The sequence below is a fragment of the Falsiroseomonas sp. E2-1-a20 genome, assembly GCF_051433195.1.
In the GTDB taxonomy this organism is placed as follows: domain Bacteria; phylum Pseudomonadota; class Alphaproteobacteria; order Acetobacterales; family Acetobacteraceae; genus Falsiroseomonas.
Genome location: NZ_JBHMFT010000008.1, coordinates 140,422 through 163,911, shown reverse-complemented (window position 1 = coordinate 163,911; position 23,490 = coordinate 140,422). Strand labels below are relative to the sequence as shown.

20 protein-coding genes are annotated in these 23,490 nt (G+C 72.2%); 10 read left to right on the top strand and 10 right to left on the bottom strand.

Going from position 1 to position 23,490, the window contains the following annotated elements; all coding sequences use genetic code 11:
• Positions 1-6 precede the first annotated feature (6 nt).
• Positions 7-2,397: a YbcC family protein gene (locus ACFHPP_RS12480; protein WP_437163573.1), complete on the bottom strand. Its 2,391-nt coding sequence runs from the start codon at positions 2,395-2,397 to the stop codon at positions 7-9.
• Between the two features lie 21 nt (positions 2,398-2,418).
• Positions 2,419-3,957 carry a proton-conducting transporter transmembrane domain-containing protein gene (locus ACFHPP_RS12475; protein ID WP_437163572.1) on the bottom strand — a complete coding sequence of 513 codons (1,539 nt, stop codon included), beginning with the start codon at positions 3,955-3,957 and terminating at the stop codon, positions 2,419-2,421.
• A gap of 98 nt (positions 3,958-4,055) precedes the next feature.
• Here ACFHPP_RS12475 and ACFHPP_RS12470 point away from each other — a divergent pair, with 98 nt between their 5' ends.
• Positions 4,056-4,976, top strand: a complete 921-nt coding sequence (locus tag ACFHPP_RS12470) for a LysR family transcriptional regulator (RefSeq protein ID WP_437163571.1) — start codon at positions 4,056-4,058, stop codon at positions 4,974-4,976.
• Here the strand turns inward: ACFHPP_RS12470 and ACFHPP_RS12465 are convergent.
• Positions 4,943-5,350: a VOC family protein gene (locus ACFHPP_RS12465; RefSeq protein ID WP_437163570.1), complete on the bottom strand. Its 408-nt coding sequence runs from the start codon at positions 5,348-5,350 to the stop codon at positions 4,943-4,945. The genes ACFHPP_RS12470 and ACFHPP_RS12465 overlap by 34 nt on opposite strands.
• 74 nt (positions 5,351-5,424) lie before the next feature.
• Between ACFHPP_RS12465 and ACFHPP_RS12460 the strand changes: the two genes are divergently transcribed.
• Genes ACFHPP_RS12460 through ACFHPP_RS12440 form a run of 5 tightly spaced genes read left to right on the top strand, consistent with a single transcriptional unit; the run spans position 5,425 to position 10,489 of the window.
• Complete coding sequence (locus tag ACFHPP_RS12460) at positions 5,425-6,816, top strand: ABC transporter substrate-binding protein (RefSeq protein WP_437163569.1); 1,392 nt, start codon at positions 5,425-5,427, stop codon at positions 6,814-6,816.
• 2 nt (positions 6,817-6,818) lie between these two features.
• Complete coding sequence (locus tag ACFHPP_RS12455; RefSeq protein ID WP_437163568.1) at positions 6,819-7,649, top strand: sulfurtransferase; 831 nt, start codon at positions 6,819-6,821, stop codon at positions 7,647-7,649.
• The gene (locus ACFHPP_RS12450) at positions 7,646-8,761 is read left to right on the top strand and encodes a MalY/PatB family protein (protein WP_437163567.1); all 1,116 of its coding nucleotides are present in this window, start codon (positions 7,646-7,648) and stop codon (positions 8,759-8,761) included. Before ACFHPP_RS12455 ends, ACFHPP_RS12450 begins: the two co-directional genes overlap by 4 nt.
• A gap of 31 nt (positions 8,762-8,792) precedes the next feature.
• Positions 8,793-9,776, top strand: coding sequence for a Bug family tripartite tricarboxylate transporter substrate binding protein (locus ACFHPP_RS12445; protein ID WP_437163566.1), 984 nt, complete (start codon positions 8,793-8,795; stop codon positions 9,774-9,776).
• A gap of 17 nt (positions 9,777-9,793) precedes the next feature.
• Complete coding sequence (locus ACFHPP_RS12440) at positions 9,794-10,489, top strand: haloacid dehalogenase type II (protein WP_437163565.1); 696 nt, start codon at positions 9,794-9,796, stop codon at positions 10,487-10,489.
• A gap of 19 nt (positions 10,490-10,508) precedes the next feature.
• Here ACFHPP_RS12440 and ACFHPP_RS12435 read toward each other — a convergent pair whose 3' ends face one another.
• The 3 genes from ACFHPP_RS12435 to ACFHPP_RS12425 are packed head-to-tail and all read right to left on the bottom strand — an operon-like array spanning position 10,509 to position 14,326.
• Positions 10,509-11,693: a mandelate racemase/muconate lactonizing enzyme family protein gene (locus ACFHPP_RS12435; RefSeq protein WP_437163564.1), complete on the bottom strand. Its 1,185-nt coding sequence runs from the start codon at positions 11,691-11,693 to the stop codon at positions 10,509-10,511.
• Positions 11,690-12,601, bottom strand: a complete 912-nt coding sequence (locus ACFHPP_RS12430; RefSeq protein WP_437163563.1) for a dihydrodipicolinate synthase family protein — start codon at positions 12,599-12,601, stop codon at positions 11,690-11,692. Before ACFHPP_RS12430 ends, ACFHPP_RS12435 begins: the two co-directional genes overlap by 4 nt.
• Before the next feature lie 15 nt (positions 12,602-12,616).
• Positions 12,617-14,326 carry an SMP-30/gluconolactonase/LRE family protein gene (locus ACFHPP_RS12425; protein ID WP_437163562.1) on the bottom strand — a complete coding sequence of 570 codons (1,710 nt, stop codon included), beginning with the start codon at positions 14,324-14,326 and terminating at the stop codon, positions 12,617-12,619.
• 91 nt (positions 14,327-14,417) lie between these two features.
• Between ACFHPP_RS12425 and ACFHPP_RS12420 the strand changes: the two genes are divergently transcribed.
• Together ACFHPP_RS12420 and ACFHPP_RS12415 are read left to right on the top strand one after the other, a co-directional pair.
• On the top strand, positions 14,418-15,398 hold the full coding sequence (locus tag ACFHPP_RS12420) for a Bug family tripartite tricarboxylate transporter substrate binding protein (protein WP_437163561.1): 981 nt from the start codon (positions 14,418-14,420) through the stop codon (positions 15,396-15,398).
• A 5-nt stretch (positions 15,399-15,403) separates the two neighbouring features.
• Positions 15,404-16,357: a Bug family tripartite tricarboxylate transporter substrate binding protein gene (locus ACFHPP_RS12415; protein WP_437163560.1), complete on the top strand. Its 954-nt coding sequence runs from the start codon at positions 15,404-15,406 to the stop codon at positions 16,355-16,357.
• Positions 16,358-16,367: 10 nt separating this feature from the next.
• Here ACFHPP_RS12415 and ACFHPP_RS12410 read toward each other — a convergent pair whose 3' ends face one another.
• The 3 genes from ACFHPP_RS12410 to ACFHPP_RS12400 are packed head-to-tail and all read right to left on the bottom strand — an operon-like array spanning position 16,368 to position 19,513.
• Positions 16,368-17,546, bottom strand: a complete 1,179-nt coding sequence (locus tag ACFHPP_RS12410) for a mandelate racemase/muconate lactonizing enzyme family protein (RefSeq protein WP_437163559.1) — start codon at positions 17,544-17,546, stop codon at positions 16,368-16,370.
• 7 nt (positions 17,547-17,553) lie between these two features.
• On the bottom strand, positions 17,554-18,531 hold the full coding sequence (locus tag ACFHPP_RS12405; protein ID WP_437163558.1) for a Bug family tripartite tricarboxylate transporter substrate binding protein: 978 nt from the start codon (positions 18,529-18,531) through the stop codon (positions 17,554-17,556).
• Between the two features lie 28 nt (positions 18,532-18,559).
• On the bottom strand, positions 18,560-19,513 hold the full coding sequence (locus ACFHPP_RS12400) for a dihydrodipicolinate synthase family protein (RefSeq protein ID WP_437163557.1): 954 nt from the start codon (positions 19,511-19,513) through the stop codon (positions 18,560-18,562).
• 128 nt (positions 19,514-19,641) lie between these two features.
• Between ACFHPP_RS12400 and ACFHPP_RS12395 the strand changes: the two genes are divergently transcribed.
• Entirely contained in the window at positions 19,642-20,451 is an 810-nt protein-coding gene (locus tag ACFHPP_RS12395) for an IclR family transcriptional regulator (protein ID WP_437163556.1), read from the top strand.
• A 61-nt stretch (positions 20,452-20,512) separates the two neighbouring features.
• On the opposite strand, the gene ACFHPP_RS12390 is transcribed toward ACFHPP_RS12395, so the two are convergent.
• On the bottom strand, positions 20,513-22,351 hold the full coding sequence (locus tag ACFHPP_RS12390; RefSeq protein ID WP_437163555.1) for a hypothetical protein: 1,839 nt from the start codon (positions 22,349-22,351) through the stop codon (positions 20,513-20,515).
• A gap of 551 nt (positions 22,352-22,902) precedes the next feature.
• Here ACFHPP_RS12390 and ACFHPP_RS12385 point away from each other — a divergent pair.
• A complete protein-coding gene (locus tag ACFHPP_RS12385) occupies positions 22,903-23,481 on the top strand; it encodes a hypothetical protein (protein WP_437163554.1) in 579 nt (192 codons plus the stop codon).
• Positions 23,482-23,490 lie beyond the last annotated feature (9 nt).

Sequence of the window (23,490 nt, the reverse complement as noted above, 5' to 3'; positions counted from 1 at the left end):
CCGGGGTCAGGCCAGGGCCCCGGGTGCCTCGGCCTGCCAGGCGCCGTCGCCGCGGCGGCGGGAGACGGTGCCCTGATCGTCGATCGCGAACAGGTGCAGCCACCGGTTGTCGAACAAGGGCCGTACCTGTGGGTGCCGCCGCAGGATGGTATCGATCGCCTCCTGCGGCGCGGCCAGGACGACGCTGAGCCGGAGCGGCTCATGCGCCAGGCGCTCGCCATCATGTACGGACTGCCAGGGCAGTCCGGTGCGCAGCGCGCCGCCATTGCCCTCCACCACGCCGACGCCGCCGGTCACGTTGTGCAGCAGCTTGTTGCCGCCGCCGAAGGCCTCCGGCGCCACGACCGAGCCGTAGTATTGCAGGCTGATCCAGCTCGCCACGACGACCGGCGCCGTCAGGATCAGCTCCAGCACGCCGAAGCCTCCATCCAGCTTCCAATCGTAGTCGTGCAGGAAGGCCGTGCCGGCGAGGTCGCGGCCCCGTGTCGCGGCGCGCGGCGCGGCGATGAAGGCGCGGCAGCCGGCCAGCGCCCATTCCGGCCGGGTCTCGGACCAGTCGCGGCTGCGCTGCGCGACGGCCGCGGCGGAGGCGGCGCGCGGCAGCCGCAGGGCGCGTTCCGCCCTGGCCAGCGCACCGGCTGCGGCCAGCCAGGACTCCGCCTGGCGCAGCGCGGCGGCGTGCGGGGCGGAAGGATGGTCATCAACGAAAACCCTCACTGCATCGGTCGTCGTGTCGTGCAGCGCGCCGAGGAACAGCGTGTCACGCGGGATGGCGACGCCGCGGGCGGCGAGACCCTCCCGCACCTCGGGATCGTTCAGCAGGCTGGCCAGCAGGCGCGCGCTGACATCGCCCTGGTGGCCGCCGCAGGCACCGCAATGCAGCGCGCTGGCGTGCGGGTTGTTGACGACGTTCGCCCCGTGGCCGGCCAGCAGCACGAGCGGCGCGAAATCCGCGGTTAGCGACATGGCCTTCAGCACCGCCTCGGCGGTGGCGATGCGATCGGAGGCCGGCATCGCCAGCACCGGTCGCGGCGCCGGCTCCGGCCTTGCGCTGTCCCGTCCGAGGCCGAGCGAATCCCGCAGCAGCCGCCAGCCATGCAGCGGCCCCGCCGATTCGACGAAAGCGAAGGAGGACACGGCCGCCTGGCTGAAGCGACCCCAGGCGCGCCGCGCCCGCGCCCCGATCCGGGCGCGATCCGCGTCCTCGCCCGGCGACGCGGCGGTGCAGGTCAGCAGGCTTGGGCGCAGCAGCACCGGCAGCCGGTTCTCCACCACATCCGAGGCGAAGGGCCGGTGTGCCAGGGGCAGGCCGAAGAAGCCGGCGAAGCCCTTGGTGCGGATCCCCGGGTCCAGCGATTCCAGGGCGCGGCGCAACACTTCCGAGCGGACGTCGATGCAGAAGGCGATCTGCAGGGCCGGTCGCTCGGACCCCGTCTTTGTGGCCATGGGGCCCAGCGTGGCGACCAGTGCGCGCTGCGCCGCGCGGTCCGCCGCCTCCTGCAGGATGGCGTCGATCGCATCATCCGGCGAGGCGGCGACCGGTTCCGCATGGGCGGCGAGCACCGCTTTCCAACGCGCGCCCACCACCTCGGCATGGCGGGCCAGCAGCGCCTCCTCCCACACCAGGCGGATGGCGAGCAGCTCCGCCAGCGTCGCATCGGTGCCGCCGGCCAGTTCCGCCACGAAGCCGTGCTGCCGGGCGAGTTGCGCCCAGCCACCGAGCGTCATCAGCAGCCGGTGCAGCAGCGTCTCCAGCGCCGCGTCGGGCGCGCCCAGCGCGGCCAGCGCGCGGGTCGCCGCGGCTTCGGCCTCGGGCGGTGCCGCGGCGACATGGGCGCAGAAGCCCGGAAGGCCGAGGATCTCCGGGGTCAGGTCGCGCAGCGCCGTGGCCCGCCAGGAGGCATAGGGCGACCCGCGATGCGGCGCGGGCCACAGCGCCTGGCCCTCGTCGAACCAGGCGGCGGCGAAGGCCCCGAGACGTTCGGCGATGATTCCCGGCCAGTCGGTGCCCGTGGCCTCGGCGACGAGGTCGGCGATGGTCGGCAGCGCGGCCGATGCAGGCGTCGGCGCACCCAGCGCCGCCCGCAGCGCCGCGATGCCACCCGGGCGATGCAGCAGGGGCGCCGCGGCGAGCGCGGCCGCCAGGTCATCCTCCGTGATGGCGCCGGCGGCGATGCGCCCTTCATACCAGGCGCGCGGCAGGGTGACGGGCAGGCCGGCCACCCGGCGCAGCCGTGCGGCCGTGGTGCCGAGACCTTCCTCGGCCTGGCCCAGGAAGGGGTTCACCGCGACGGTGGCCGCCAGCGGCCAGGCCGGCGGGATGGCGCGCTGGGCGCGGTCGAGCGCGGCAGCCAGGGCCGGCCGGGCGACCGGGGCGGCGGAGCTGTCGAAGGGCATGGCGGTGGGCTCCGCTGGGGCTCAGGCGGCGTTGCGGGTGGACCAGCCGCGCAGCAGCCGGTCGGTCAGGGCGTTGACGTAGAGGCCATTCGCCAGGTGGACCCGGAGGCCGGCCGCGGCGGGGTGCTGCGCCCAGAGCGGAAAGGTGGCCTGCGCGAAGGCGGTCAGGCCGAAACCGAGCAGCGCCAGGACGATCAGCACCCATTCCAGCGCACCGGGCGCGGGGGCGGGCGGCAGCACGCCCTGGGTCAGCGCCTCCGCCGCGCGTTGCAGGGCGAAGTAGCCGATGGCGGCCGCCGCGGCCGCTGCCGAGATTCGCAGCGTGAGCGGCCCGGGCGCCGCATCGGCGAAGCCCTGGGCCAGCAGGTAGGCAACGCCGAGCACCAGGATGGCGCCGAGCGCGATGGCCTGGGGCGACTTGCCCTCGAGCCCGAAGGCCGCGCCGATCACGGCATACAGCATCAGCGCCGCAAGGAAGGCGCGCCCGACAGCGCGTGCCCCGGGCACTGCGACCGGCCCCGGCCGGCGGATCGCCGCCACCTTCTCCACCGCCGTGCCGGAGGCGAGGAAGGCATGTGCCTTGTACAGCGAGTGGGCGACGATGTGCAGCAGCGCCAGCGGGAACAGCGCCAGGCCGCATTGCAGGGTCATGAAGCCCATCTGCGCGATGGTGGACCAGGCCAGCGCGGTCTTGACCGCGGGCTGGGTCAGCATGACCAGCCCGCCGAACAGCGCGGTGAAGCCGCCGATCATGACCAGCGCGGCGAGCACGCCGGGCGCCGTCAACATCACGTCGGCGAAGCGGATCAGCAGGAAGCCGCCGGCATTGATCAGCCCGGCATGCAGCAGGGCGGAAACCGGCGTCGGCGTTTCCATCACCTCGGTCAGCCAGCCATGGGTCGGGAACTGCGCCGATTTCAGCAGCGCGGCGAGCGCCAGCAGCGCAGCCGCGCCCGCCGTCACGCCCGGCGCCTGGCCGTTGCGTGCCGCCTCCAGGATCGCGGCGATGTCGGCGGTGCCGAGGCCGAAGCCGAGCAGCAGCGCCGCGGCGGCGAGCGCGACATCGCCGGCCCGCGCGAAGATCGCCTTCTTGCGCGCCGCCCGCCGCGCCGCCGGACGTTCCGCGTAGAACAGCAGCAGCCGTTGCAGCCCGAACCCCGCCGCGCCCCAAGCCAGCACGAGCAGCACCAGGTTGCCCGCCTGCACCAGCAGCAGCGCCGCCGCCAGCGTCAAACACAGCCAGCCGGTGAAGGGGCCCTGTCGCGCCTCGCCATCCAGGTAGGTGCCGGCGTAGCGCACCACGACCCAGCCGACGAAGGCGACCAGCAGCAGCATGGTGGCCGAGACGGCATCGAGCCGCACCAGCGCCAGCGGCGCGCTGCCCGAGCCTGCCAGGACCAGCAGGATCGCGCTCGCCACCGCCACGGCCAGCGCCACGGCGGCCGCCAGACCGGCCCATCGCAGGCTCACGGCCGGCCGCAGCGCCGGGCCACGGAGGGCGACGAGGGCGGCGGCGACCAGCGCGAGCGGGGCGAGGAGGGGCAGCAGATGGCTCGGCATGGGACGGTCGCTCCGGTGGTCCGGCGCGGGATAGCAGGGGGAAACCCCGGGAATAATGACATTGTTACGGCCGAATCATGCGCTAAAACAGAACGGACATGCCCGACCTGAACTACCACCACCTGCGCTATTTCCGTGCCGTGGCGCATGAGGGGAACCTGACCCGGGCGGCCGGGCGGCTGAACCTGGCGCCCTCGGCCCTCTCGGCACAGATCCGCGCGCTGGAGGACCGTCTCGGCCATGCGCTGTTCGAGCGGCGCGGGCGGCAGCTTGTGCTGACCGAGGCCGGGCGCATCGCGCTGGCGCATGCCGACGTGATATCCGCGGCGGCGGAGGATCTGCTCGCCACGCTGCGGGACACCGGGCGCGCGCAGACAATCCTCCGCGTCGGCTCGCTGGCGACGCTGTCACGCAACTTCCAGCTCACCTTCCTGCGGCCTGCGCTGGGCCGACCCGATGTCGAGGTGGTGCTGCGATCGGGCGGCATGGCGGAGCTGTTGCGTGCGCTGGAGACGCTCGACCTCGATGTCGTGCTGACCAGCGAGCCGCCCGCGACCGGGTCCGCCGGCGGCTTCGTCGTGCACCGCCTGGCGGAGGAGCCGGTCAGCCTGATCGGGCGCCCGGCGCTTCTGGCCGGCCGCGCAACCCTGGCCGAGCGGCTGGCCGCCGCGCCCCTGATCCTGCCGACGCCGGAAAGCGGGCTTCGGGCGGGGTTCGAGGCGCTGCGCGAACGCCTCGGCATCCGGCTGCAGATCGCGGCCGAGGTGGACGACATGGCGATGATGCGCCTGCTGGCGCGCGAGGGCGTCGGCCTGGCCGTGCTGCCACCCATCGTGGTGCGCGATGAACTGGCCTCCGGCGAGTTGCTGGAGGCGGAACGCCTGCCGGGCCTGGTGCAGCCCTTCCACGCCGTCACCGTGCCGCGGCGCTTCCCGAACCCGCTGCTGCGCGAATTGCTGGGCGCGGCCGGCGTCGGTGCCGCCACTCAGCCGCGGCGCGGTCCCCTTCCCTCGGGGTAGGGCCAGCGCGGGTCGTTGAATTCCTGGATCTCCAGCCAGTACCCGATCGGGTCCTTGAAGAAGGCGGAATAGACGGTGCGGCCGCCGAGCATGTTGGGCGGTCCGTCGAACGCGACGCCGCGCGCCAGCAGGTACTGGTACATCTCCTCCACATCCTCGACGAGGAAGGTGAACATCATGCCCTTGGTGCCGCGCGGGCGGCCTTCCTTGTTGCAGACGCCGAGGAAGCCGGTCGGGCTGACCTGGAAGATGCGGCAGACCCCCTGGTCCAGCACCTGCGTCAGGCCCAGCACGTCGCGGTAGAATGCCGCATGGGTGTCCAAATCGTCGCTGTAGAGCCAGACGACATTCTGCTCGATGAAGGGGGGTCGCATGGTTCCGGCCTCGCAGCGGTGGTAAGGCAGCATTGCCCGCGGCGGCGGGCACGGCAATGACGGCGAGGACGACGATGAACCGGCTGACCGTGGCACTCGACCGCGTCTATTTTCCGCCACGCGGGCGCATCACGGACGATACCTCCGTGCTCACGCTGCGCTCGCTGGTGTTCGAACCGCTGTGCCAGTGGCGGGATGGCGTCGTCGGCCCGGCTCTGTTCGCCTCCTGGCGGCATGATGCGGAGGGCCGCGTCTGGCATTTCTCGATCCGCCCGGGCGCGCGCTTCCACGACGGCGTCGCCTGCACGGTGGAGCATGTGCGGGACAGCATCGCGGCGACGCTGGAGGGCCAGGACATGTTCGGCATGCCCTGGTCCTATGCCCGCTACCTGGCTGGGGCGCGGATCGAGGCGGCGGATGCGATGACGCTGCGCATCGCGACGCCGGAGCCGCTGGCGGACCTGCCGGAGATCCTCGCCGAATTCTTCGTGGCGCGCGACGCGCCGGACGGCCAGGCGCTGATCGGCACCGGGCCGTATTGCGTGGCGGCGCAGCAGGCCGATGCGGCGGTGGACCTCGATGCCGTCGAGGCCGGCAGCCAGCCGGCGCGGCTGCGGTTTTTCGCGGAGAAGGATGCGGAGGCGCGCTTCGCCATGCTGCTGGACGGCAGCGCCGACGTCGCGCTGAACCTGGAGCGGCGCGCGGCGGCACCGGGCGGGCACGGGCTGCGATGGGAGCGGATGCCGACGACGTTGTCCGTGATGTTCTATCTCAACTGCGCCGCCGGGCTTTTCGCTTCGCCCAAGGCGCGGCTGGCGGCGAACCTGGCGGTGGACCGGCCGGCGATCCTGCGGCAGCTGTTCCACGGGATGGGCGTGCCGGCCACGAGCATCGTCAGCCCCTTCCACCTCGGCATGGCGGAGGCCGGGCTGACGCCGATCCCGCACGACCCGGACCGTGCCCGCAGGCTGTTCGCGGAAGCAGGCGCCGGGGCCGAGATCCTGATCCGCACGCCGACCCACATGCCGGACCGCGCGCCGGAGATCGCGGCGATGGTGGCGCACGACCTGGCCAGGGCCGGCTGCCCGGCGCGGATCGAGGTGATGGAGGATCGCCCGGACTACGCGCGGCAGGTCGGCGACAAGCGCATCGGCGACATGGCGATCTTCGACAGCTCGCCGCACAGCACCTTCCGCGTCCTGAACGACAAGATCTCCGCCGCCTCCCGCGGCATCTGGTGGCAGGGCCATGACGACCCGGCGCTGGAGCCTATGATCCTGGCGGCGAACCGGACGATGGAGCACGGCGCGCGGGCGGCGGCCTATGCGCGCTGCCTCGCCCGGCTGCAGGCGGACCCGCCCTGGCTCTATCTGTTCCACCCGGAGGAAGCCTATGCCGCACGGCCGGGCGTGACGGGGCTGACCATGGACCATCGCGGCGTGCTGGGCTTCGGCGGGGGAGACTGAGGATGGACGCGCGCGACAAGGTGCTGGTGACGGCCGCGGCGCTCGGGCGGATGCTGGCGGAAGGCGCGCCGGTTGCCCTGCTGGCCATCCGCAACGGCCCCGGCGACTGGGCGGGCGCGCCGCGGATTGCGGGTGCGGTGGATGTGGATCTGCCGACGGAACTCGCCTCCCCCGGCGGCGGCACGCGGGGCAGCCGGCCACTGCCCGACATCGCGGAATTGCAGCGCCACGCTCGGCGCTGGGGGCTGCGGCACAGCCTGCCGGTGGTGGTGTACGACCATGATCGCGGGCTGGTGGCCGCGCGCGCCTGGTGGGTGCTGCGCTGGGCCGGGCTCGCCGATGTGCGGCTGCTGGATGGCGGCTTCGCGGCCTGGCAGGCGGCGGGACTGCCCGTGGCGCGGGAGCCGGGGCGCCCGCAGCCGGGCGAGGTCACGCTCACGCCCGGGCACCTGCCGGTGCTCGATGCGGATGCCGCGGCGGCGCTGGCGCGGGGCGGGCTGCTGCTCGATAGCCGGGTGCGGGTGAACTACATCGGCGGGCCGGGCGAACCGCGGCGCGGGCACATCCCAGGCTCGGTCAGCGCGCCGGCGGCGGATGCGCTGACGGAGGCCGGGCATTTCGCGGAGGCTGCGACGCTGCGGCACCTGTATGGGGCGCTGGGCGCGGACGGGGCCAGCCCGGTCGGCGTGTCCTGCGGGGCCGGCATCTCCGCCGCGCATTCGGTGCTGGCGCTGGCCTCCATCGGCATCGAGGCGGCGATGTTTCCCGGATCGTGGTCCGCCTGGGCGGCCGACCCGGCGCGGCCCGTGGTCATCGGGGGACGGCCGCTGTGACGCCGGATTTCGCCGGCGCGCCGCCGCGCCTCGGCACCGATTCCACCAAGTGGTCGCGCTATGCGCCGGACGTGCTGCCGATGTGGGTGGCGGACATGGATGTGCCGGTGGCCTCGCCCATCGCGGAAGCGCTGGCGGAGCGCCTGCGGCACCCGGTCTTCGGCTATGCCGCGGTGCCAGACCAGGTGAGGCGGGTGATCGCGGACCGGATGGGCGCGCGTTATGGCTGGGCCGTGTCGCCGGAGCATGTGGTGCTGCTGCCCGGCGTGGTGCCGGGCTTCAACATGGCCGCGCGCGCCTTGGTGCCGGCGGGCGGCGGCCTGCACTATCACGCGCCGACCTACCCGCCGATCCGCGCCGTCGCCGCGCATTGGGGCCTGCGCGACGCTCCGCTGCCGGTTGAGGCCGATGCGGCAGCGCTGCGCCGGGCGATGACGCGCGACGATGCCTTCCTGCTGTGTAACCCGCACAACCCGACCGGCCATGTCTTCTCGCGGGCGGAGCTGGAGGCGTTGGCGCAGGCGTGCCTTTCGGCCGGGGCCTGGATCATCTCCGACGAGATCCATTGCGACCTGCTGTTCGACGGCCGCCGGCACGTGCCGATCGCCTCACTGGCACCGGAGGTCGCGGCGCGCACGGTCACGCTGATGTCGCCGGGCAAGGCCTTCAACATCGCCGGCCTGAAGATCGCCTTCGCCATCATCCAGGACGCGGCGCTGCGCGACCGCGTGCAGACCTGCCGGCTCGGCATGGTGGACCAGGGCAGCGGCCTGGGGCTGCTGGCGATGCAGGCGGCCTTCACGCAATGCGACGGCTGGCTCGATGCGCTGGTGTCTTACCTGCAAGCCAATCGCGACCACCTGGTGCAGCGTCTGGGCCGCCTGCCGGGCCTGCGTGTCTCGGCGCCGGAGGCCACCTTCCTCGCCTGGCTCGACCTGCGCGAGGCCGGGCTCGGTCCCGATCCGGCGCGGGTGCTGCTGGAGCAGGGGCGGGTCGCGCTGAACCCGGGTGCGGATTTCGGCGCGCCGGGCTTCGCACGACTGAACTTCGGCTGCCCGCGCGATTTGCTGGACGAGGGCATTGCGCGCATCGCCGCCTGCATCCCAACATGACGCCCTCAAGATGATCCGCAGGAGATGGCCCATGCTGACCCGCCGCGCACTGGGCTTGCTGCCCGCCGGCCTGCTGACCACGGGCCTGCTCGCCACGCCAGCGCTTGCCCAATCCACCTGGCCAAGCCGCCCGGTGCGCCTGGTGGTGGCCTTCCCGGCCGGCGGGCTGTCGGACCGCATGGGGCGGATCGTGGCGGAGGTGCTGAGCGCCGGACTTGGCCAGAATGTCTTCGTCGACAATCGCGGCGGCGCCGGCGGCACAGCGGGCACGCGGCAGGCGGTGACGGCGCCGGCGGATGGCTACACGCTCGCCTTCGCAGCGCCCTCGACCCACATCACCGGGCCGTTGCTGTACCCCAACCCCGGCTATGACGGCGTGGCGGATGTGGCGCCGGTGGGGTCCTTCGCGCAGATCGGCAGCATGGCGGTGGTGCATCCCTCCGTCCCCGCCACCACCATCGCGGAACTCGTGGCGCATTGCCGCGCCAATCCGGGCCGTCTGAACTTCGGCTCGGCCGGAACCGGCGGGTCGGTGCATCTTGCCGGCGAGTTGTTCAAGTCGATCGCCGGCGTGGACATCGTCCATGTGCCCTATCGCGGCGGGTCGCTGATGCTGCAGGACCTGCTGGCCGGCCGCATCCAGATTGCCTTCGACAACACGCCGCAGATCCTGCCGCATGTACGATCAGGTGCCGTGCGCGGCCTGGCCGTCACGACGCGGGAGCGCACCCGCTTCGCGCCGGAATTTCCGACGATGATCGAGGCCGGCGTGCCGGATTTCGAGATCAGCAGCTGGTTCGGCGTCACCGCGCCGAAGGGCACGCCGCCCGAGATCATCGCGCGCCTGAACGGCATCCTGCGCGAGGCGGTGGCGGGCCCCGCCCTGGCCGCGACGCTGGAGGTGCTGAACGCGGAGCCGCTGGCGCTGGCGCCGGAGGCCTTCGGCAGCTTCATGCAGGGGCAGCGGGCGCGCTTCGGCGAAATCATCCAGCGCCTCGGCATCAAGGCGGAGTGAGGGAGCGAAGCTGAGCCATGACCCGCGGCGCTCCTTTCAGCGGCATCCGCGCCTGCGTCTTCGACGCCTATGGCACGCTGTTTGATTTTGCCAGCGCTGCTTCAGGCTGTGCCGATGTGCTGGGCGACAAGGCCGGCCCGCTGACCGTGCTGTGGCGCGACAAGCAGTTGCAGTATTCCTGGCTGCGCGGGTTGCAGGGCCGCTACGTGCCGTTTTGGCAGGTGACCGGGGATGCGCTGGATTACGCGCTCGAGACCCTGGGCCTGCCGCAGGACGGCGCGCTGCGGGATCGCCTGATGAACCTGTACCGGACGTTGGGCACCTTCCCCGAGGTGCCGGATGTGCTGCGCCGCCTGAAGCAGGCCGGCTTCGTCACCGCCATCCTGTCCAACGGATCGCCGGACATGCTGCGCGACGCGGTGCAGGGCGCCGGCCTGGACAAGCTGCTCGACCACGTGCTGTCGGTGGAGGAGGTGCGCAGCTTCAAGCCGGATGCCCACATCTACCAGCTTGCGGTCACGCGCCTCGGCGTGCCGGCGGAGGCGATCGCCTTTCAATCCTCCAACGCCTGGGACGCTTATGCCGCATCGGCCTTCGGCATGCGCGTGGCCTGGTGCAACCGCTACGGCCAGCGGCGGGAACGGCTGCCGGGCGCGCCGGACCACGAGATCCGCAGCCTCGCCGAATTGCCCGCGCTGCTGGGTGCAGCCTGAACACGCGGCCGGCCGGTCGCTACGCCTCCATCTCGGCCAGCAGCGCCGCGGAGGGCTCGACGCCGAGCCCCGGCCCATCCGGCAGTGTGTAGAACCCGGCCTGGCATTGCATGTGGGCGCTGCCGGTCGGCTGGGTCAGGCGCAGGTTCGGGTCGAAGATGCTGTGCTGGTATTCGTGCCAGGGCAGCTTCTGCAAGGTGCTGGCGGCCTGCAGGCTCGCCGCCATGAACAGGCCGATGCCTATCGCCGCATGCGGCATCACCGCCACATGGTGCGCATGGCACAGGGCGCCGATCCGGGAAAACTCGGTGATGCCGGTGTGGCCCATCTCCGGCTGGCCGATCGCCATGCAGCGCTGCTGCAGCCGCGGCAGCCATTCGAAGACGGTGCGCAGTTCCTCGCCCAGCGCCACCGGCACGCCGACGCCGCGCGCCACCTCCGCCACGCCCTGGATGTCCTCCGGCGCGCAGGGCGCTTCGGCGAAGGCGAGGCCGTGCGGTTCCAGGCGGCGGATCAGGCGAATCGCCTCGGTGGCGCCGTTCTTCCAGTGCAGGTCCGCCATGATGGCGGCCTTCGGGCCGAGGCCCTCGCGCAGCGCCGCGATCTCCGCCTCCGCCCCGTCATCGGCGACGACGGCGGCGAATTTGAAGCCGGCGAAGCCGCGCGCCTGCCAGTCTCGTGCGAAATCCACGCGCTCGGACAGCGTGGCGCGGGGCAGGCCGGAGACGTAGGCGGGAATGCGCGCGTGCCGCCGCCCGCCCAGCAGCGTCGAGACCGGTACGCCGAGCCGCCGCCCGAGCAGGTCCCACAGTGCGATGTCCACGGCCGCCAGCGCGTCCAGGTAGAAGCCGCCGAAGAATCCGCGTACGCGCATCAGGTCGTACAGATCCTCGTGGATCACGGCCGGTGCGGAGGGGTCGCGGCCTTCCAGGACCGGCGCCAGCACGTCGTCCACGATGGCGCGCACCGCCTCCGGCGCCACGATGCCATAGGTCTCGCCCCAGCCCGTCAGGCCATGTTCCGTGTCGATGCGCAGCACGATGCTGCGGTCCTGCGTCGGGTACAGCGTGCGGTTGCCGAGGCGGACGATGTAGCCCGCGCGATTGACGCATTCGCCGTCGCGCAGCGGGCCGAGATAGGGCACGTCGCGCGGGATGGCGATGACATGCGCGGTGACCCGCGTGATGCGATCGGCGCGTGTCATCGCGGCTTGTGCATGGTCATCGTCGGCGCTGCGGTCGCGATCAGTTCGGACAGTTCCGCGAGGTCTCCCGCATCGAAACGTGGCCCGGCCGCGCGTGCGCCCACATGTTCCAGCAGGCCACGGCGGCGCAGCACTTCCTTTGTCGCACGGACGCGGAACGTCATCTGCAGCATCAGCAGCGGCAGCGTCGCGGTATAGATGCGCCGCGCCTCCGCGCGGTCGCCACGCGTCCAGGCCCGCCACAGCGCCGCATGCGCATCGGCCAGTTCCAGCGCCGGCATGGTGCCGTTGGCCCCGCGTGCCAGTTCATCGAGCACGAAGCGCGCGCCGGCGCCGCCCATCACGCCATCCAGCCCGCCGGAGGCAGCGGCCAGGATGCGGGTGACGTGCTGGCCGCAGGGCAGCGTTTCCTCCTTCACGTAGCGGATCGCCGGCACCGCCGCCGCCACCGCCGCCACCGCCTCCGGCGACAGCGCCGCACCGTTCGGCGCAGGGGCGTTCTGCAGCATGATGACCAGGCCCGGCGCGGCCGCCGCCACCGCCGTGTAGAAGGCGACCTGCTTCGCCACATCCTGCCCGGCCTGCGGCGGCGCCATGATCATGGCGCAGGTGGCGCCGACCGCCATGCCTTCCCGCGCCCGCGCCGCGCTTTCGGCCGGATCAGCATGCGAGGCGCCAACGATGAAGGGCAGCCGTCCGGCGAGATGCGCGCCGAGCACGGCGACCATCTGCCCGCGTTCCGCGGCGCTCATTGTCTCCACCTCGCTGGCCATGCCGGGAAACACCACGCCATCGACGCCGGATTCCACGGCGAAGTCGATCAGCCGCCGGAACGCCGGCTCATCCACTGCATCCTCCGGCGTGAAGGGAGTCGGCAGCACCGGGAAGACGCCGGACAGCTTGGTCATGACGGACAAGGATCCTCAGCCGTTGAAGCAGGGTTCGGGCAGGCCACGCGCGCCGCCCGTATCGATGGCGAAGACGGAGCCGGAAAGCGGCGCCTCCGCGAGTTCGGCGGCGGAAAGCCGCACGCGCGCACTGGTGACGAACAGCGTGGCGAGATCCCTGCCGCCGAAGGCGCAGCTCGTCGGGCGCGGCACCGGCAGGTTCACCGCGCGATCCAGCGTACCGTCCGGCCGGTAGCGGGCGACGCGCCAGCCATCCCACAGCGCCACCCAGACTCCACCCTCGGCATCAACCGTCAGCCCATCCGGCACGCCCTCGCCTTCCGCGAAGGCGACGAAGGGGCGGCGGTTGGCGACGGTGCCGGCGGCGAGGTCGAAGTCGAACACGTCGATGCGGCGGCGGCCGCTGTCGGCCAGGTACAGCCGCGCATCATCCGGGCTGAAGCCGATGCCGTTGGCGACATGCAGCCCGGCCTGCATCACCCGCACCTGGCCCTCCGCATCGATGCGGTGCAGCGCGCCGGCATCCGGCGTGGAATCCAGCGCCAGCGAGCCGACCCAGAAGCGCCCGGCCCGGTCGCATTTCCCATCGTTCAGCCGCAGGGAGGCACCTTCCGCGATCGGTGCCGCCAATACCCGGCCAAGCCCGGCGCCATCCAGCAGCCGCAGGCCGGACCGCGCGGCGGCGACCAGCCCGCCGCCACGCCGCGGTGCAAGGGCCGCCACCAGCTCCTCCACCGGGATCACGGCATCGGTGCCGGTCACAGTGTCGCTGACATGCACGGCGGGCGCCAGGATATCGACCCAGTGCAGCCGCCCCTCGTGCCACAGCGGTCCTTCGCCCAGCAGCGCTTCCGCCCGAACGGCCAGCGTCACGCCATCGGACACGCTGGCGGGGCGCGGCGCCACGGTCAGCGTCATGGCGGATTGCGCGGCGTTGCCGGAGATGCGGCGCGCCGCCTCCATCACCTCCCGCCCCAGCGCATGCAGCCGTGCCTCGCCGAGCCGGAAAGCGGGGCCGACGAGGCAGATGGTGCCGAGCGGCCGCGCGCGGCGGTCCAGCACGGCGGCCGCCACCGCATTCACCCCGGCGGCCGCTTCCTCCAGCGACAGCGCGTAGCCCCGCGCCGCCACCAGGGCCAACTCCCGTTCCAGGGCCGGCAATTCGGTGATGCTGCGCGGGCCGGGGGCGGCCAGCGGCATCAGACGGTCCAGCAGCAGGCGGCGCTCCGCCGCCGGAAGCTGCGCCAGCATCGCCTTGCCGCAGGCGCTGGCATGGGGCAGGGCGCGGGCGCCGACGCGGTTGACCAGGCGCACCGCCTCCTGCTCCGCATCGCGCTGGTCGACATACAGCACGCCATCGCCATCCAGCACCGCCAGCCGCGCCGTCTCCCCGGCCAGGCGGGCGAGGCGCTCCAGCTCCGGTGCCGCGGTGGCGCGCAGGTCGAAGCCGTCCCAGACGCGATGCGCCATTTCCAGGAAGCGGGCGCCGAGGGCGTAGGTCTGCGTCGCCGGCTCGTGCCGCAGCAACCGCGCCTCGACCAGCGCCGCCAGGATGCGATGCGCGGTGGGGCGGGCCAGACCGGCGCGGTCGGCGATCTCGGCGAAGCGCAGCGGCGCGGGCGCATCGGCCACCAGGCCGAGCAGCGCGATGCCGCGGGTCAGCGCCTGGGTGCCGGGCACCGAAGCCGCGTCCTCCTCCGCCTCCATCGGCCTGCTGCGCGCCATGCGTCTCCCCGATTGACCGGTTCCGGTTGTGTCCATATCGTGGAACCAAGTTCCAAGTCACGCAAGACACCAAGGAACGGAGGAAGTCCCGATGCGCCGCCGCCAGCTCGCAGCAATCAGCCTCGCCGCCCTCGCCACGCCCTCGCTCGCCCGGGCCCAGGCGGCCTGGCCGAGCCGGCCGGTGCGCTTCATCATCCCGTTCCCTCCCGGCGGCGCGGCGGACCTGGTCGGCCGCATGCTGGCGGCGCATTTCCAGACGGCCCTCGGCCAGGGCTTCGTGGTAGAGAATCGCGGTGGTGCCGGCAGCGCCATCGGCGTGGATGCGCTGGCCAAGGCGCCGGCGGATGGCACCGCCGTGGGCATGATCAACATCGCCGCCAACGCCATCCTGCCCGCCGTCCGCAAGGTGCCGCTGCCCTATCGCCCGATCGAGGATTTCGCCCCGATCTCGAACTTGGCGGTGACGCCGGCCCTGCTGCTGGTGAACCCGCGCAAGTTGCCGGATGTGAAGACGGTGGCGGACCTGGTCGCGGCGGCGAAGGCACGTCCGGAGGCGATCAACTTCGGCTCCTCCGGCGTCGGCTCCTCGCTGCATCTCGGCATGGAGCTGTTCATGGCGAAGGCCGGCATCCGCATGACGCATGTGCCCTTCGCCGGCGGCGGGCCGCTGTTGCAGGCGCTGCTGGCCGGCACCATCGATGCCTCGCTCGACGTCGCGGCCACCACGACGCAGCTGATCCGCGACGGCCAGATCCGCGCGCTGGCCACGACGGCACCCGCCCGCATGCCGGCCTACCCGGACCTGCCCGCGCTGAACGAGACCTATCCCGGCGCGGAACTCGCCTCCTGGCACGGCCTCGCCGCGCCGGCCGGCACGCCGGCACCGATCCTGGCGCGGCTGTCGGCGGAGACGCAGGCCTTCCTGCGCAGCCCGGAGACGGTGCAGCGCTACACGCAGCTTTCGCTGGAGATGCCACAGCACACCACGCCGGCCGATTTCAGCGCCTTCATGGCACGCGAACTCGCCACCTTCCGCGACCTAGCCCGCGCCCAGAACATCGTGGTGGAGTAACCCGCATGCATCGCCGCATCTTGGTCGCTGCCGGACTTGCCTTGCCCTTCGCCGCGCGGGCGCAGGGCTTCCCGGAGCGCCCTGTGACCCTCGTGGTGGGCTATGGTGCCGGTGGTGTGACGGACATCATCGCGCGGACCTTCGCGGAGCGCATGCAACCGCTGCTCGGCCAGCCGATGGTGGTGCAGAACCAGCCTGGCGCCGGCGGCACCATCGCCTCCGACCGCGTCGCCAAGGCGGCGCCGGATGGGCACACCATCATGCTGATCGCGAATGCGCATGCGGTGGCGCCCGGCCTGTATGCAAGGCTGCCCTTCGACACCGCCGGGGATTTCGCGGCCGTGTTCTTCGCCGGCAATTCGGCGAATGCACTGGTGGTGCCTGCCGCCTCGCCGGATCGCGACCTGGCGGCGCTGGTCGCCCGCGGCAAGGCCGCCGCCACCCCATTGCACACCGGCAGCGCCGCGCTGGCCGGCTGGCAGCCCGCGCACCAGATCATGAAGGAGGCCTTCGGCCTGACGCTGGAGCACGTGCCCTACCGCAGCGGCCCGCAGGGCCAGACGGACCTGATCGCCGGGCGGCTCGACTTCATGGTGAGCAACGTGCTGGAGGTGGCGGAGCATGTCCGTGCCGGCCGCCTGCGGGCGCTCGCCGTCACCAGCCCGACGCGCAGCCCGATGCTGCCGGAGGTGCCGACCTTCGCGGAGCTTGGCGTCGCCGCGCTGCAATCGGATAGCTGGTTCGGCTTCCTCGCACCCCGCAACACGCTACCGGCGGCGCTGGAGCGACTGCACGCCGCCTTCACCCAGGTGGCGGCGGTGCCGGAGGTGCAGGCGCGCCTCGGCACGCTCGGCCTGATCCCGAAGCCGATGGGGCGGGAGGAGTGGGGGCGCTTCTATCTTGCGGAAGTGGAGCGCTGGTCGGCCGTGCCGCGCCGGGCGAACATTCGCATCGAGTAGCCCTTCGGCATCAGGCCGGCTCGTGCTTGGTTGCGTAGCGCCAGGCATCGGGGGAGGGACTGACACCGAGACCCGGGCCGGTCGGCAGGCTGTAGAAGCCCTCCGCGCAGGCCATGTCGCCCTCGACGAAGCGCAGGTTCCGGTCGAAGATCGAGTGCTGGTATTCGTGCCCGTCGCAATTCTGCAGCGCGACGGAGCAGTGCAGGCTGGCGGCCTGGAAGATGCCGATGCCGATCGAGGCGTGCGGGATGGCGCGGCAGTGGAAGGCTTCGGCCATGCGACCGATCTTCATGAACTCGGTCACGCCGGTATGCGCCATCTCCGGCTGGATGATGTCCATGCAGCGGCCGATCAGGCGGGGGCGATTTTCGAAGGCGGTGCGCCATTCCTCTCCGAGCGCGACGGAGGTGCGGGCCTTGGCCGCGACCTCCTTCTGGCCCTCGATATCCTCGGGGGCCACCGGCGCCTCGGCAAACCACAGATCATGGGCATGCATGCGGTCGATCAGCCGGGTCGCGGCCAGGGCGGTGTGCTTCCAGTGCAGGTCGCAGGCAATGCGCATGTCGGGGCCGAGGGCGCGGCGCAGCGCCGCCATCTCCGCCGCCTCGCCCTCATCGGCCACGGCCCCGGCGAATTTCACCGCGCCAAAGCCCTTCGCCTGCCATTCCAGCGCAAGGTCGACCCGCGCCGGCAGGCTCGGCTTCGGCAGGCCGGAGACGTAGGCGGCAAGCCGCGCATGGCGCTGGCCGCCCAGCATGCGGCACAGCGGCAGTCCGGCCAGCCGCGCCGCCACATCCCACACCGCGATGTCGAGGCCGGCCAACGCATCCACGAAATAGCCGCTGGTGAAGCCGCGCACGCGCATGGTGTCGTACAGGTCCTCATGCAGCGGCACCGGGTCGCGCGGGTCACGGCCGATGAGCAGCGGCCCGAGAAGGTCGGTCACGATCTCCGCCACAGCGCCCGGCGCAACGATCGCATAGCTCTCGCCCCAGCCGGTGCAGCCGGATTCCGTGGTGACCTTCACCAGCACGGAGGTATCAGTGGCGGGATAGACGGAGCGGTTGCCGCGGCGGATGAAATAGCCGCGGGCGTTGATCTCCTCCCCCGCGCCGAGCGGGCCGAGATAGGGCACGTCGCGCGGGATGACGATGCGAAAGGCCTCGACGGCCGCGATGCGTTCGGACATGGCGCGCTCAGCCCGCGGTGATGCCGGTGCGGGCGATCAGGTCGCGGAAGCGCGCGACCTCTGTGGTCATCAAGGTCCGGAATTCGGCCGGCGTGTTCGGCGCGGCGATGGCGCCGAAGCCGCGCAGGCGCTCCACCACCTCAGGCTGGCGCAGGATCGCCGCGATCTCGGCATTCAGCCGCTCCACCACCGGCGCAGGCAGGCCGGCCGGTCCCATGATGCCGTGCCAGGGGCTGAGCTGCACGCCCGGCACCTGGGACGCGATGGTCGGCAGCTCCGGCGCGAAGGGCAGGCGTTCCGCCGTCGGCACCGCAATGGCGCGCAGCCGGCCCGCCTGCACATGCGGCCAGGCGGTGGCGAAACTGTCCACCGCCAGGTCCACCTGCCCCGCGACGATGGCCGTGATCATGTCGGAGGAGCCGCGGAACGGGACATGCGTCATCCGCGTGCCGGTCTCCAGCATCAGCATCTCCATCACAAGATGCAGGCTGGTGCCGATGCCGGAGGAGCCGAAGTTCAGCCGGTCCGGATTGGCGCGGAGGAAGGCGAGGAACTCCGCCAGGTCGCGCACCGGCACCTTCTGCGGGTTCACGACCAGCACGCTCGGCGTGCGGCCGACCAGGCAGACCGGCGTGAAATCCGCGACGGGGTCGTAGGGCAGGCGCGTTCGCGTCAGCGCGGGGAGGATCGCGTTGGCGGCGATATTGCCGAGGCCCAGCGTGTATGCATCCGGCGCCGCGCGCGCCACCGCCTCCATGCCGATGGCGCCGCCGGCACCGGCGCGATTCTCCACCCCCACGGCACGGCCAAGGCGCGGCTGCAACTGCTCCGCCACCATGCGGGCCATGATGTCGGCAACGCCGCCGGCGCTCAGCGGCACGATGATGCGCAGGTTCCGCTCCGGCCAGGCGGCCTGGGCGCGGGCGGCGGCGGGCAGCAGTGCAAGTGCCGGTGCGGCCAGCAGGCCACGGCGATGGATCGTCATTCTTGCTTCTCCCTTTGCTTGCGGGCGTTCAGTCGAATCCGGCCAGGGCGCGCAGGGCAGGGGCCAGCTTCGCGCCGGGCTCCGACGACAGCGGCCCCAACAGCGCGTGGAAGCGCGCCAGCTCCTCCTGCCCGAATGGCGTCACGGCGACCTCCGGGAGCCTTGGATGCACCTCCGGCCAGCCCATGCGCAGCGCCATCAGGCGCTTGCCGTAGGCGATCAGCAGCGGCAGGGACCGCGACATGAAGACCACCACGGGCAGGATGGCGCGGTGCAGCGCCTCGGCCCGCTCGGTCTCGCCGGCCGACCACAGGCGCCACAGCGCCACCTGCGCATCCACCAACTCTGGCGCCGGGATCAGCCCCTGGCAGCCGCTGCGCAGGTTCGTGGGCCATTCGATGCCGCCATGGCCGGCGAAGACGTCGCAGGTCTTCGAAGCCTCCCTCGCGAAGGCGCCGACCGAGACGGCGGGGCCCTCCGCCTTCATGAAGCGGATGTTCGGGTGGTTGCGGTGCAGCGCCAGCAGCGACTCGTTGGAGACCGAGACCTCCATGTTCAGCGGGTTGTTCTGCACGCCGACGGGCAGCGGCGAACGGTCGGCGACCGCGCCCAGGAAGCGCAGGATCTCCCGCTCCGCCACGCCCTTCACCGGCGGCGGCTGCAGCACCACCCAATCGGCGCCGCGGCGCTTCGCCTCCGTGATGAAGTCGAGCTGGCCGTGCACGGTGGTCTCGGCGACCGTTGCCATCAGCGGGACGCGCCCGGCGATGCGGGTGGCGGCCCAGCCGACCAGGTCCAGCCTTTCCTCGGTCGAGAGCCGGAACACCTCCGTCACCAGGCCGAGCAGGGCGATGCCGTCGCAGCCGGCGGCCAGGCAGACATCCACCTGCCGGTCCAGCGCCGCGGGATCCAGCCGGCCGTCGGGGCCGTAGAAGGCGTAGAGGATGGGATGGACGCCGGACAGGCGGGGCAATGAGGGCACGCTGCGCTTCCTTCCCGATGTTCCATTGAATGGAACTTGGTTCTGTTGAAAGTAAGCTTGGGCCCGCGGGCGCTGCCGCGTCAACCGCCCTGATCACGCGCCGGCCCGGTTTCATCACTGCTGAAACCATGTTCCATTCACCCATGCCCGCCGCCCCGCCTTCCGCACCCGAGCCGCCGAAGGGCGTCTTCTCCCGCCACATGGAGGTGCTGGCCGCCATCGCCGCGGCCGAGGTCCCGCCAAGATTCGCCGGGCTCGCCGCGGCAACCGGTCATTCGAAGGCGACGCTGCACCGCATCCTGGCCACCCTGCAGGCGGAGCGGTTGGTCTCGGAGGATCCGCGCGGCGGCTGGCGGCTGGGGTTGCGCCTGGTGGAGCTCGCCAACCACGCCTGGGCCGGGAGCGACCTCCGCAGCGCCGCGGAGGCGGAGATGGCGGCGCTGCGCGATGCCACAGGGGAAACGGTGCGGCTTGCCGTGCTGCAGGGGACGGAGATGCTCTATCTGGCACAGGCCGACAGCCGCACGCCGGTCAGCTTCCGCCTCCGCGTCGGCGCCCGCGGGCCGGCCTATTGCAGCGGCACCGGCAAGGCGGTGCTCGCCTTCCTGCCGCCGGCGCGCCTGGACGCGGTGCTGGATGCGGTGACGTTGCAGGCCCATACCAGCAGGACGCTGACGGACCTACCGGCCCTGCGGCAGGACCTGGCAGCCGCGCGCGCCCGCGGCTATGCCCTGGACGATGGCGAGCAGGCCATGGAGGTGCGCAGCCTCGGCACGCCGATCCTCGACCGGCATGGACATCCGCTCGGCGCGATCAGCCTGACGGTCCCGGCATTCCGCCTGGCGCGGGAGGCGCTGCTGGCACTGGCGCCGCAACTGGTCGCGGCCGCGGCGCGCATTTCGGCGAGGCTTCCGCCCTACCTCCTGGCCGAACCCTGATGCGATGCATCAGGGCGGTCAAAACGGCCCTTCCCCTCAGCCGCATTGACCGCTGGGCGCATCAAAGCTGGTCGTTCGCCGGCGCCTCGCCGCCGAACCAGCTTCGCCGCATCAGCGCCTGGGCCTCCTGCGCTGCCGCGGCGTTGCCACGCGCCTCGGCGACGCGCAGCAGGCCTGCGGCCGCCCAGCCATTGTTCGGCACGCGCGCCAGTGCCGCGCGGAACGCCGCCTCCGCCTCATCGACGCGACCCAGTGCGAGAAGCTCGGCACCCAGGGCCTGGTGCAACGGATAGTACCAGAAAGGCGGCTCCATGTAGGGCAGGCTGTCCTGCAAAGCTGCCGCCTCCCCGAACAGGCGTGCCGCCTCGGCGTGGTCGCCGGCCCGCTGCGCCACGCGCGCGGAGATCACGCGCTGCGCGATATCGAACACCACGGTCGCCGGAATGCCGGCGGCGTCGAGCTGCGCGATCTCCGGCCGCTGGCCCAGCACCCCGATCGCCGCAACCTCGCCCTGGGCCAGGTCCGCCAGGCCCTGGCGCGCGAAGGCGACACCGCGGGCATAATGCCAATGCGCCCGGACATAGGGGAAGTCGCCATCCGGCGCGGGCATGGCCAGGATCGCCTCCGGCGCCGTGAAGCGGGCATGGGCGAGGTAGCGGCTGGCGGCGATGGGCTGCGTCCACGGGACCTCGCGCTTGGCACGCTCGGAAACCAGGTCCGCCAGCTTCTCCGCCGCCTCGACCGCGGTACGCCCGTCGCCGCCCATCAGCGCGGAGGCCAGCAGGAAGTGGACGTTGTGGGGGTAGTAGGCCTGGCTCATGATCAGGCTCTGCCCGCCCTCCGCGATCAGCGCCTCGGAGGCCGCGGCGGCGGCGCGATTGGCATCCAGGCTGTCGCGCCAGCGCCCGAGCCGGTAGTGGATGTGGCTCGGCATGTGCACCAGGTGCCCGGAGCCCGGCATCAGGTCGGGCAGGCGCGCGGCATGCCCGGCGGCGCGTTCCGGCCGGTCGGACGCCTCGACGCTGTGGATGTAGAGGTGGATCGCGCCGGGATGGTCGGGCATCGCGGTGACGCCGGTTCCGGAAGCCTCCCCCAGCACACCCTCGAGCAGCGCCACGGTGCGGGTGGTCCAGCCCTTCGGCTCGCGCCCGCCTTCGCCCCAGTAGTCCCAGGGGGTGACGTTCATCATGGCGTCGGCGGCCAGCACGGCGATGTGCGGGTCTTGCGGGAAGCGCCGCTGCACCGCGTCCATCGCCTCCGCATAGGCCGCATTGAGCGCAGCCTGGTCGGCCTGCGGGTCCGCCGCGTGCCGCTTCGAGAGCGCCTCGATCAGTGCCGCGGTCAGCGCCCCGGTCAGCGCCCCGGTCAGCGCGCGGTGCTGCGGCGCGGCCTGCGGCGCCAGGCGGCGTGCCGCATCCAGCGCGATCAGCGCGCGCGCATTGGCGTCCGGCACCATCGGGTAGTTGATGTTCGGGCCGAGCGCCCAGGCCTCGCCCCAGAAGCACGCCGCGCAGGTCGGATCCAGGGCCTGCGCCGCCCGGAAGTTGCGCGCCGCCTCGCCGTGGTTGAAGGCCCAGCCGAAGCGGTAGCCCTGGTCGAAATAGGCCTGCGCCTCCGGGTTGGCGCTCGCGCCCGGCCAGCCAAGAGAGCCGAAATTGGGGCGCAGCGGGGGACGCGCGTCACTGGTGGGCGCGGACGCGCCGCGTGGCAGGTCGCGCCCGAACACGCCCATCTCGCCACGCGGCGGTGCAGGCTGTGGCGCCGTCTGGACTTGCGCGACCTGCGGCCGGTGGTGGTCCTCATGCGCCGCGGCATGTGGCACGGCGAGTGCGTGGAGCGCCGCCGCGGCGGTGCCGAGCAGCAATGTGCGAGTGGTGAGCCTGCGTCGGGTCGGGGTCATGGCCGGGCTTTCCTGTTGGATGCGTCCGGATCTCCGCATGGCGGTCCGGGTCGTTTGGCAGGCGCGAAGCTGCCAGCCGCCGGCGCGGCAGGCTTGGTCGGAAGTTTATGCAGACCTGATGATTTCCTGAAGATTTCCTGAAGACCGGCATCGTGCTGCCGTTTCACATCGCCTGGCAGACGTGTCGTGCGGCAGTTTCGCCGCGCTGCCAGGATTCGAATTCGTAGATCAGCCCCAGGCCATCACCAGTCGGGCCGGTGGCGGTCTCGCAGTTCCGGCCCTGCGGACCCAGACTGGGCGTGCCAGCACAGACCGATCCGTAACAACCATCTGCAACGGCGAGGGCGGCGCCCGCGGCCCGGCTTGGGTGCAATTTCCGTAACGTCGGCGCCGGCGTGAAATAAAGCACCAAAAAGAAATTCGAATCGAGATCCGTTCGTTTTGATCCATTGGGTTAAAGTAAAAGTGTCCAAGGCTACCGTTCTTATTGACTTAAGGGCGCGCTCTGCTGCATTCAGAGTTGCCTATTTTCCAATGCAAAGTGGGGAAGCATGGAGCGCCACGTCGAACGCCTTCTCTCCTCCTGCAATCTTATCCAGTTCAGCTACCGGACTTGGCCGGCCCCCGGGATCCTGGCGCCTGCTGCCCCGCTTGCCCCGACCGAGCCACCGCCGCCAGCGGCCGCCTCGCGCCTGCTCGTTGTCGCTGCGCCATCCGCCGCCGAGGTCGTTGCGACCGCCACCCCAGTTGCGGCCGAGACGCCGACCGCGGTGCGCACGCGGACGCTGCTGGAGAGCCTTTCCCGCCTCATCGAGGACCCGCAGCCCGCCGGGCCCGCAGGCACGCCCCCTCAGCGAACCTCCCGGATGCGTGGCCCGCTCGCGCTTCCTCCGGCCGAGGGCTTCGAGGCGCCGATCCATGTCGGCTACCGGCCGCCGAGGACCGGCCGCGACCGGCGGGCGCCGGCCGAGGGTGTCCCGGACAGAGTCGCAGGCGCCGGGCCGGTGGGCGAACCCAGCGCCGGACCTGGAGCCACGCCGGGCCGGCGCTTCGCGCTGCTGGAGGAGATGCTGCCCGACCCCTCCCGGCGCCCGGATCGGCGCAACGCGCCGCGTCGCTCCGCGACCTGACCACCACAT